Here is a 2,535-nt window from a genome sequence, read left to right as displayed (position 1 = left end):
TGTCGATGCCGGCGAGGCGGGTCGTGATCGAGCAGACCTCCATGCGCACGTTCGGCTTGGCCAACAATGCCTTGATCTGCTCGGCGATCTCGTCGTAGACCGCCTCCTCATCGAGCGGCACATCGGTGCGGTCGCCACTGACCAGGCGCGCCGAGGGGCCGCGGAAGGTGAAGATCATATCGGGCTCGACGCCTTGTCGCTTCAGGTCCTCATAGGTTTCGTCGATCACGCGCAGATTGACCAGGAGTGCACGTGGATTCCCCATGTTGATGTCCCAGGCGACCTTGCCGGAGGTCACGCCTTCAAGGGCGTGCGCATCGCTCGGTTTCTCGGCCGATGCTGCGCCTGGTACGAGCAACGCCAGCAGCAGCAGGATTGAAAAGACGCGTTGGGCAGTGTTCATCGGATGGCTCCTTTGGTGGTGGGTGATCGTGTGTTGGTGAATGGAGGGTGTGCGATACGCAGGGCCAGCAGTTTGTACCAATCCGCGAACGCGGTTCAGTGGGCTTGAGCATGGGCCTGTTCGACCGGCCAGCCGTTGGCTCGCCAGGCGGTCATGCCGCCTTGGATGACCTGCACCTGAGCGAAGCCACGGCCGGCGAGCAGCGCCGCGGCCTGGGCCGAGCGGCGATCGGTGCGGCAGATCAGCGCGATCGGTCGCTCGAGGTTTGATCCGAGCGCTTCGATCTGGTCGGGGAGGTGCTCCAGCGGGATGTTGACGGCCTCGGCGAGATGGCCTTGGTCGCCCACGAACTCCTCGGGCGTGCGGACATCGAGCACCAGGAGATCCTGCGCCCCGGCGTCGAGGCGGCGCTTAAGCTCCTCAGCCGGTAGCATCGGTCGCTGCCGCAGCCGCGTGATCAACCGCGGCAGGAAGGCGACTGCGGCGAGCAGCGCCAGCGCGATCAAGCCGTTGCGGATCAACCCCTCGCTGCCCGCCATGGCCTCGCGCCCGACGAAGCCCAGGTAGGTATAGGCCAATGCGCCGGGCAGCATGAAGATCAGCGACGCTAGCAGATAGGGCAGAACACGGATGCGCGTCAGTCCCAGGGCGTAGTTGAGCAGGTTGAACGGGAACAGCGGCACCAGCCGGGTGAAGGCGACGAAACGCCAGCCCTCGGCCTCGACCCCTTGGATCAGGCGCGCGATCAGGCCCTTGGCGCGTGTCCGCACCCAGTCGCCGGCGAGATGTCGCGCGATCAGAAAGGCCAAGGTCGCGCCAAGGGTCGCCCCAAGCAGGTTGTAGAGCGTGCCCCAGAGCGGGCCGAACAAGGCGCCGCCGGCGAGGGTCAGGACCGCGCCGGGCAGGAACAGCACCGTCGCCAGCGCATAGAGTCCGATGAAGATCAGTGGTGCGGCGGCACCAGCGCCGTTGATCCAGGTCTCCAGTGCCGCGACGTCGAGCCGATCGCGGTAGAGCAGGGCCGTGGCCACCGCGCCGATCAGCAGCAGGGCGCTCAGGATGCGGAGAATCGAGCGATGCATGACGGCCTCCAGCGGTGGCTCAGTGAGTCAACGATCTGTGATGACAGAGGGTCTGGCCCGTCCTTTCCTGTCGCATTCGACCTGGTCTAACCAAGTGCGTCTAACCGCTCAAGCCATCGAGCGGAATGCCGCAAACAGGAAAATCGTGCCAGCTTCCACGACAATAATCAACCAGAAAGTTGAATTTTTGTGTGCCGGCCTTGATCAAGCAGCGACGGGCCTCTGGAGGGTCAACAGCGAGAGGATGACCTGAGCTGCCTCCAACGGTCTGAAGGGTCATCGCCAACATTCAACGTTGCAGTTGATCATTTGGCTGCAATCTGCCAGCATCCTACCCAGGTTTTTCACCAGGATTCATGAGGCAAGGCCGATGGACAGTTTCATCCAGACCCATGAGGCAACGATTCGCCTCGGCTTCTTTTTCGGCGTATTCGCGCTGATGGCGACCTGGGAAGTGGCTGCGCCACGCCGCGACCGGATGCTCACGCGTCTGCAGCGCTGGAGCAGCAACATCGGCTTGGTGGTGTTGAACACGGTGCTGCTGCGCCTGCTGTTCCCGGCCGCCGCGGTTGGTGTCGCGCTGTACGTCAACAGTGCCGGCTGGGGGCTGCTCAATGTGCTGACCTGGCCGTTCTGGTTGGAGGTGTTGCTCGCGCTGCTGGTGCTCGACCTCGCTATCTGGGTGCAGCACGTGCTCTTCCATGCGGTGCCGGCGCTGTGGCGGCTGCATCGGGTCCATCACGCCGATCTGGACTACGACCTGACCACCGGCGCGCGTTTCCATCCCATCGAGATCATCCTGTCGATGCTGATCAAGTTCGCCGTCATCGCCGCGCTCGGGCCGCCGGTGGTCGCGGTGATCCTGTTCGAGGTCATCCTCAACGCGATGGCCATGTTCAACCATGCCAATATCGCGCTGCCGGCCCAGGTCGATCGCATGTTGCGTTGGTTCGTCGTCACGCCAGACATGCATCGGGTGCATCATTCGATCGAGGACGACGAGACCAACTCCAACTTTGGTTTCAACCTCTCCTGGTGGGATCGGCTGCT

3 protein-coding genes are annotated in these 2,535 nt (G+C 63.5%); 1 reads left to right on the top strand and 2 read right to left on the bottom strand.

The annotated features are described in order from the left end of the window. Both CCR82_RS00570 and CCR82_RS00565 read right to left on the bottom strand, forming a co-directional pair. On the bottom strand, positions 1-403 hold a 403-nt coding region (locus CCR82_RS00570; RefSeq protein WP_201243267.1), incomplete at its 3' end, for a hypothetical protein. A 95-nt stretch (positions 404-498) separates the two neighbouring features. Further along, positions 499-1,485 carry a VTT domain-containing protein gene (locus CCR82_RS00565; protein WP_201243266.1) on the bottom strand — a complete coding sequence of 329 codons (987 nt, stop codon included), beginning with the start codon at positions 1,483-1,485 and terminating at the stop codon, positions 499-501. A 370-nt stretch (positions 1,486-1,855) separates the two neighbouring features. Between CCR82_RS00565 and CCR82_RS00560 the strand changes: the two genes are divergently transcribed. Then, the coding region (locus tag CCR82_RS00560) for a sterol desaturase family protein (protein WP_201243265.1) at positions 1,856-2,535 on the top strand (680 nt) is incomplete at its 3' end.

The sequence above is a fragment of the Halochromatium salexigens genome (genome assembly GCF_016653295.1).
In the GTDB taxonomy this organism is placed as follows: domain Bacteria; phylum Pseudomonadota; class Gammaproteobacteria; order Chromatiales; family Chromatiaceae; genus Lamprobacter; species Lamprobacter salexigens.
This window is presented reverse-complemented; position numbering and strand designations above follow the sequence as displayed.

Bases quoted from the DNA above. Each gene is read 5' to 3' on its own strand.
- CCR82_RS00565 (WP_201243266.1), bottom strand. From the start codon at position 1,485: ATGCATCGCTCGATTCTCCGCATCCTGAGCGCCCTGCTGCTGATCGGC.